Raw genomic sequence first — 7,400 nt, 5'->3', positions numbered from 1 at the left:
CTTATGTGGACGGCCTTTACGATGCAAGAGGTCACATTGATTGCATTGTCGTATCTTTCTTCTGCGTATTTTCGCTCCAGCGAAATGCACTGATACTGTCATGATGTGGAGATCCGGTCAGATGCGCCCTTATGTCCGGCCTGTTTATGCGAAATCCTTCGCTGGCCATCATGGGTGTTCGCTTGCGTGTCAGGCACCAATCTGGATCTCGTGCTCAATGGCACATGGGGACATTCGGTATTGCCTGAACTGCTTCTGATTACAGTCTTTCCCATCACGCGGTCAGTGCATACTGCCGGATCTACCGGAGCTTATTCCGGTATCCATCATCCTGGTGGTACATGTCAGACTATAGCGACACTGCGACCGGCCGGACGATAGATCTCTTTGCGCGACAACAAAACCCAGATGATCCGGGCCAGCTTGTTGGCTAACGCCACGGTTGCCAGACGGCCCGGGCGACGTTCCAGAAGCTTGCAAAGCCATACTCCCGCAGCGCTATCCCATTTCTGTGCGCGGTAAAGCATGGATGTTGCGCCCAGAACGAGCATCTTTCTTATTTCCCGGTTGCCCGTTTTGGTAATTCTGCCCAATCGGGTTTTTCCGCCCGATGAATGCTGGCGCGGTACGAGACCAAGCCAGGCTGCGAAGTGCCGGGCCGTATCGAAGGCCCCAATATCGGTAACAGACGCGACAATCAGGGAGGCGGTTACCGGACCAATGCCCGGGATGGTCAAAAGACGGCGAGCATCTTCATCCTGTTTGGCATGTGTCCGGATACCTCCTTCCAGGTTTTCTATGCTTTCGTTCAGTCGACCATACTGTTCAAAGAGCAGCATGGTTGTCTGTTTCAGGGCATCAGGCAGATTGGATGAGGTTTCGATTTTCGCCAGAAGTTCGGGGAGACGGGCATTTCCAAGGGGAACAATCAAACCGAATTCCGCTGCAAGTGCACGCAACGCATTCACCAGCATCGTTTGCTGTTTGACCAGAAGGGTACGAGTTGAGTGCAGCGATAACAGGCTTTGCTGCTCCCGATTTTTAATCGGGACGAAGCGCGTGTCGGGATGGATCGCGGCAAGACAAATCGCGGCGGCATCAACAGCATCGTTTTTCTTGCCACGTTTGACAAATGGTTTGACCATTTCAGGGGGAATGAGTTTTACCTCATGACCGGTGTCACGGATGACACGAGCCCAGTGATGCGACGTGCTACAGGCTTCGAGTACGACCAGGCAGCGCTCCAGCTTTTCAAAGAATGAGATAACTTCACTCCGCCCGAGTTTCTTCTTGAGCAGACATTTTCCGCTTGCGTCCGTGCCATGCACTTGAAAAACAGACTTGGCGATATCCAGGCCGATTATGGTAACTTTCATCCGGGCGGTCTCCTCTGAATGGTCTTCCGACCTCATCATGGCACATTGATGTCGCATGGAGGCCGTCCACCCCATCTGAATCCCTTTATATCATGGCCCCGGCCAATGTTGAATGACGACAGGTACAGGGCCGCATGCCTGTTTCCCGTTGTGAAGACAGGACCGGGGGGGAGAACCCCGGCCCTGTTCCCGTTGACGTCACGAGACCTTGGGCGTGCCAAGCTTTCCGGTCAGGAATTGCGCTTCCCCGTTGCCAAATGACCAGTCGGCATCCGTGTTTTCAACATAGTTGACCATCACGTCGCTGGACGCGATGCCGCACTTTGCGGTCAGCGCTTCGGTCAGCAGGCGGTAGAAGGCGGTTTTTTCATCGACCGTGCGCGGGCGGGTGGTGACCGAGATGATCATGACATCGTCGGTGCGCGGAATACCCAGCCCGGTATCCTCGATGCGCACGCGGCTTTTCTTGTGTTCATATATGATCTGGTACCGGTCGCGCGGCGGCACGCCGAAAGCGTCCAGCATCGCCTGGTGGGCGGCGTCCAGTATGGCGGTCAGTTCCTTCTCGGAACGGCCTTCGAGCATGTCAAAACGGATAAGAGGCATGTAAGCAATCCCTGTTTCAGGCGACAAGCGCCGGTGTTGACGGTGATCTGGCGGCATTCAGGATCATTGCCGACGCTTTTTCACCGATCATGATACTCGGGGCATTGGTGTTGCCCGAGGTAATGCGCGGCATGATCGAGGCATCCGCGACACGAAGCCCCGCCATGCCGTGTACACGCAGTTCGTGGTCAACCACGGCCTGCGATCCCTGCCCCATGGCGGCGGTGCCCACGGGGTGAAAGATGGTGGTGGCGATTTCCCCGATCGCCTTTTCCAGGTCGGCGTCGCTCTCCAGCGACGGACCGGGGCGGAACTCCTCCGGCCGGTAGCGCGCCAGCGCTGACTGCGCCACGATCCGCCGTGTCAGGCGTACGGAGTCAATGGCCACGCGGCGATCTTCGTCTGTCGAGAGGTAGTTCGGGTGGATCGCGGGCGGCACGGCCGGGTCGGCGGATTTCAGGTGGACGCTGCCCCGGCTTTCGGGACGGACATTGGCCACCGCCGCAGTAAAGGCGGGAAATGGGTCAAGGTCGCCGCCAAAGGCCGCAAGGCTGAGGGGCTGGACATGATATTCCAGGTTGGCCGTCGCGTAACGCGTACTGGACCGGGCAAAGATGCCCAGCTGGCTGGGCGCCATCGACATGGGGCCGGACCGGGTCAGCAGGTATTGCAGGCCGATCCTCGCCTTGCCCAACAGTGACCCGGCTTCGGTATTGAGGGTCTCGACACCGCTGACCCTGTAGGCGCTGCGGATCTGGAGGTGGTCCTGAAGGTTTTCACCCACGCCGGGCAGATCCTTTACAACCTCGATGCCAAATGCCTGCAGCCGTTCACCCGGCCCGATGCCTGAACGCTGCAGGATGGCAGGCGTTCCAATCGCGCCCGCAGACACGATCACCTCGGCACGGGCGTGGACACTCCGCACCACGCCGTTGGCTTCAAAGCGCACCCCGATTGCGCGACCATCGCGGAACAGGACGCGATGGACCAGCGCGCCGGTCTGCACGCGCAGGTTGGGCCGCTTCATGACCGGGTGCAGGTAGCCGCGCGCGGCACTCCAGCGAAACCCGTGTTTCTGCGTGACCTGAAAATAGGATGACCCTTCGTTATCACCCCGGTTGAAGTCGTCGATCTTCGCGATGCCAGCCTGTGCGGCGGCGTCGCGGAAGGCATCAAGCAGCTTCCACCGCAACCGCTGCCGGTCGACATGCAGCGGCCCGCCCACGCCATGAAAGGCGCTGGCGCCCGCAAAGTTATCCTCCGCCTTGATGAAATAGGGCAGGACATCATCCCATCCCCATCCCGTATTGCCCATCTGCCGCCAGCCGTCATAATCGGCGGCCTGCCCGCGCATGTAGATCATGCCGTTGATCGACGAACACCCGCCCAGCAGCCGCCCGCGCGGATAATTCAGCACGCGGTTGCCCAGATGGGATTCCGGATCGGTCCTGAACATCCAGTCGGCGCGCGGGTTCCCCATCGCGAACAGGTAGCCGACCGGGATATGGATCCATATCCAGTTGTCGTTGCCGCCGGCTTCCAGCACCAGCACCCTGTTGCGTGGATCGGCGCTGAGACGGTTTGCAAGTACACAACCCGAACTGCCCGCGCCGATTACAATATAGTCAAAGTCACCAAAGTCATCGGTTCCAGTCGCCATGTGACGAACTCCTTCCCCCTGCCCGGCTCTGCGGCCGGTAGGGAGAGGATTATTCCCCCGCATGCGGCGCGGGAAATGACGTGGACGTGAAAAAAACGAATTGGTTGAATGAATATAAGTCCGATATGGAATAGAATATGGATATCAATACATTACGCCTGTTCATCGCGGTCGTGCGTGAAGGCGGCTTCTCGCAGGCGGCCAAGGCGGTGCTGTCTACCCAGTCAACCGTCAGCAAGGCGGTGAAGCGTCTGGAGGATGAACTCGGTCTTGTCCTGATCGACCGGGCGGCCCCCGGCATCACGCTGACGGACGCCGGTAACGTGGTCCTGCGCCGGGCCCGGACGATCCTGGCTGAACGCGACGACCTGCTGGTGGAACTGCGGGAACTGCGCGGGCTGAAGCGCGGCGAATTGCGGCTTGGCCTGCCGCCAATCGGCAGCGACACGCTGTTTGCGCCCGCTTTCGTCGCGTTTCGCGACCGGTATCCCGGGATCGGGATCCACCTGATCGAACGTGGCTGCCAGGACCTGCAGGATCTGCTGCGCGCGGGTGAAATCGACCTTGCCGGCCTGCTTCTGCCCCTGTCCGATGAATTCGCATGGCAGGATGTGTGCGTGGAACCGGTCGTGGCTGTCGTCGCGGCGGGGCATCCGCTTGCCGCGCGCCGGTCGGTGCCGATCACCGCCTTTGCCGATTCAGCGTTCCTGCTGTTCGAGACAGGGTTTTCGCTGAACCAGATCGTGCTTGCCGCCTGCCGCCGCAATGGCTTCATGCCGAAGGTCACGGCACGCTCAACCCAGGTTGAATTCCTGTTCGACCTGATCGCGGCGGGACTGGGTATCGGTTTCCTGCCGCGCATGATGGTGGAAACCCGACAGCATGACGGCATTCGTGCCATCGCGCTCGATGGGCCGGGCATGCTCTGGCACATGACGCTGGCGTGGCGGCGCGGCGGCTACCTGTCGGATGCGGCCAAGGCATGGCTGGAACTGGCGCGGCGACCGGATTAATACGCCCGCTGTCAGGGGAGCGCGTTATTCATCCACTGGCGTGCCGGGCTGCATGTCATAGCAGGTTTCAACCAGCGCGAAGCGTTTGCCCAGGTTCTCATCATATCTGCGGGTCCATGCGTCATCCATCTGCCTGCGCTGCATTTCGACATTCTGTCCGGGTTCAACGTTGCGATAGGTGTCAATCGTGCCCTCGATCACGCCGATGGTGGTATCGACGACCGGCTTGATGTCAAACTGCCTGTAGGGATAGGCAATGTGTTCGTAATCGAACAGGTTGTCCGAACGGCTTTTGTCCCAGCTTTTCCATGCATCGAAGATACGGTCATTGAAACCCGTCAGGAACGGGCCGGGATTGACCGTCGCCACCGCGACACCGAATTCCTGCAGTTCCTTGCCCAGTGCTTCCGCAATCGCCTCGATGGCGTGTTTCGATGCGGAATAGGCCCCGGTAAACGGGTCGGCGGTCAGCCCCGCGCATGAAGACATGAAAACGATCTTTCCCGCCCTGCGTGTCGCCATGCGTCTGGCGATGGCCTGTGTCAGCATGACCGGCCCGATCACGTTGACCTCGAACTGCCGGCGCAGGTGGGCTTCGGGTATGTCAACCATGGACCCGCCTTCCCCGATGCCCGCGTTATTGAGGAGTACGTCAACATCCAGCATGCTGAACCGCGCGCGGTCCGCCGCATCGGTCACATCCAGCTTTTCAACCTGCACGACCACGCCGCGCTGTTCGGCTTCATGTTCCAGCTGGAAGATCTGGGACGGGATTTCAACGCCCGCGATAACGGTCCATTGCCGCGCCGCCAGCCGCAGGGCGATTTCCCTGCCAAAGCCTGTTCCGGCACCGGTGATGAGGACGGTCCTGTTCATGGTGGCCACTCCGTTTCCTGCATGGGCCGTCGTGCCGTGCCGCGCGGGATGCGCGGTGGCCCATGCAGGACGGTTAATGGCCCAGTGCGCGAATGGTTTGATAAAAAGCAGGACGCGCGCCGGGCCTGCCGCCCCTGTCCCCTGCCGCCATGGGCATTGACTGGCCGTAATCCGCGTCCTGTCGGCTACAGGCGACCCGGTCGATCACATTGTGGTCCGCGCGGGCTGGCGGCCCGGAAGCCTTTGTCGTTTTTGATCAGTGAACGGTTTTCAGGCCGCGTCTTACTGACCGATGACAAGGCAGATTTCCCCTGTCTCCCCCGCCACGTAATGACGGATGTACAAGGGGGTGGAATCATTGTCCCCTGCAATGGACCGACTGTTTTCTTCCGACAGGCCACAGGCATTGCCCCGCAGTCTGGCGACCGCCCACGCATTGCAGTCCAGTTCGGTTGGCGTGCCGGCCAGCAGGCCGATCAGGGTCATGTCCGTATCGCCATCGTACGTGACCGTCAGGCTGGCGACACCCTGGAACACGATGGATACGGTGGCGTCGGCGGCTTCATCATCCAGGCTGACATCAAGCAGCAGCAGGCCGGGATCGGCTGATTTCGGGCCAAGGATCAGGCGGCCCCCATGCGTCGCCACCATGATGCGCACCCACAGGATATGCAGCGCGCCCGTACTGTCGAATTCCACCGTGCCGCCACGCAGCACATAGTCACGCTGGCAGGACCGGGCAATATCGACCAGCGAATTACGCAGCCATGTCCCCGTCCCGATCACCTGCCGTTCCGAAGCGCCGCAATTGCTGTCGAACATGGATGCGTTTCGCGCGATTTCCGTCAGGGTGCGCCGCAGGACAAAAGAACCACCACGAATTTCCTGATCCGGCCGCTTGCCGGGCAGGTCGTGAAGTCTGTCTGTGCGGCGCACCATGAAACCCGGTATCCTGTTTTGCATAAGTTTAAGATTTTTGATAAACTGTATTTCAGATACTCTATTACTTGCCGTTAGTGCAACATATTTCAGCGCATTTAATAAATGCGTTTTTAATTGAATTGTGGGAATATATTCCTTAGAATTACATCACCCTGAAGGAAAATAAAACAGACTTATGCATTTTCGCCATATGACGCCTGTTCACTTTCACCTTTTTTGATTACGACAGGTGATTGGAATTTAATTCTGATTTGATGATAGAATGCTGATCGGTTATGCGCGTGTAAGTACGGATGAATGCACCCTTGACGTTCAGGTGTGGCATTTGCATGACGCGGGCTGTGAAGCGGTCTACGAGGATTCCCTGCTGGAAGATGAAAAGAAGCGGCCCGCGCTGCGTCGCCTTCTGCAGGATGTCACGAAGGGCGATATCGTCATCGTGTACCGGCTCGACCGGCTTGCGCGATCGACGCAGCACCTGCTGGAAATTGCGGAATCCCTGCGGCGCAGGAATGTCGGGCTACGCTCCATCTGTGAACCGTGGATGGACACGACATCGCCCGAAGGCCGCATTGTCATGACGGTATTCGCGGGCATAGCCGATTTTGAACGTGCCCTGATCCGTGAACGCACGGCGATGGGCCGCCTGAACGCCCGCCAGCGCGGCATTCACATGGGGCGTCCGGCCAAGGTCGATCCGGCGGAAAGTGCCGCTATATATAGAATGGTCACGCACGATGGCCTGCCGGTTGCGGAAGTGGCGGATCGGTTCAATGTACACAAGGCGACCATTTACCGCGTAATTTCCAAATACCGCAGCAGGGAAAGCTGAATTCCATGTCCATATTTTATTGGGCTGGATCAATGTCCGGTCCGTTTCATTAAGAGCCTGAATCAGAAAGCGGTTTGATTGATTTTTCGCAGAAC

General features: G+C 58.8%; 7 protein-coding genes. 2 read left to right on the top strand and 5 right to left on the bottom strand.

Annotated elements, in window-relative coordinates; genetic code table 11:
* Positions 1 to 344: 344 nt before the first annotated feature.
* The 3 genes from GEU01_RS18320 to GEU01_RS18310 form a co-directional block, all read right to left on the bottom strand.
* On the bottom strand, positions 345 to 1,376 hold the full coding sequence (locus GEU01_RS18320; RefSeq protein ID WP_014106769.1) for an IS110 family RNA-guided transposase: 1,032 nt from the start codon (positions 1,374 to 1,376) through the stop codon (positions 345 to 347).
* Between the two features lie 198 nt (positions 1,377 to 1,574).
* Positions 1,575 to 1,982 (bottom strand): tautomerase family protein, encoded by a 408-nt coding sequence (locus GEU01_RS18315; protein WP_019087239.1) that lies wholly within the window; start codon positions 1,980 to 1,982, stop codon positions 1,575 to 1,577.
* A gap of 16 nt (positions 1,983 to 1,998) precedes the next feature.
* Positions 1,999 to 3,642, bottom strand: coding sequence for a GMC family oxidoreductase (locus GEU01_RS18310; protein ID WP_019087238.1), 1,644 nt, complete (start codon positions 3,640 to 3,642; stop codon positions 1,999 to 2,001).
* A gap of 137 nt (positions 3,643 to 3,779) precedes the next feature.
* Here GEU01_RS18310 and GEU01_RS18305 point away from each other — a divergent pair, with 137 nt between their 5' ends.
* Positions 3,780 to 4,655, top strand: a complete 876-nt coding sequence (locus GEU01_RS18305; protein WP_019087237.1) for a LysR family transcriptional regulator — start codon at positions 3,780 to 3,782, stop codon at positions 4,653 to 4,655.
* Between the two features lie 24 nt (positions 4,656 to 4,679).
* Here the strand turns inward: GEU01_RS18305 and GEU01_RS18300 are convergent, their stop codons facing one another.
* Positions 4,680 to 5,531, bottom strand: a complete 852-nt coding sequence (locus tag GEU01_RS18300) for an SDR family oxidoreductase (RefSeq protein WP_026018864.1) — start codon at positions 5,529 to 5,531, stop codon at positions 4,680 to 4,682.
* A gap of 282 nt (positions 5,532 to 5,813) precedes the next feature.
* Positions 5,814 to 6,470, bottom strand: a complete 657-nt coding sequence (locus tag GEU01_RS18295) for a hypothetical protein (protein ID WP_019087235.1) — start codon at positions 6,468 to 6,470, stop codon at positions 5,814 to 5,816.
* Between the two features lie 265 nt (positions 6,471 to 6,735).
* Here GEU01_RS18295 and GEU01_RS18290 point away from each other — a divergent pair, with 265 nt between their 5' ends.
* The gene (locus tag GEU01_RS18290) at positions 6,736 to 7,305 is read left to right on the top strand and encodes a recombinase family protein (protein WP_019087234.1); all 570 of its coding nucleotides are present in this window, start codon (positions 6,736 to 6,738) and stop codon (positions 7,303 to 7,305) included.
* The last annotated feature ends 95 nt before the right edge of the window (positions 7,306 to 7,400 follow it).

Source organism: Komagataeibacter europaeus LMG 18890, assembly GCF_000285295.1.
Classification (GTDB): Bacteria; Pseudomonadota; Alphaproteobacteria; order Acetobacterales; family Acetobacteraceae; genus Komagataeibacter; species Komagataeibacter europaeus.
Note: the sequence above shows the minus strand (reverse complement) of the source record. Positions and strands in the feature narration are given on the sequence as shown.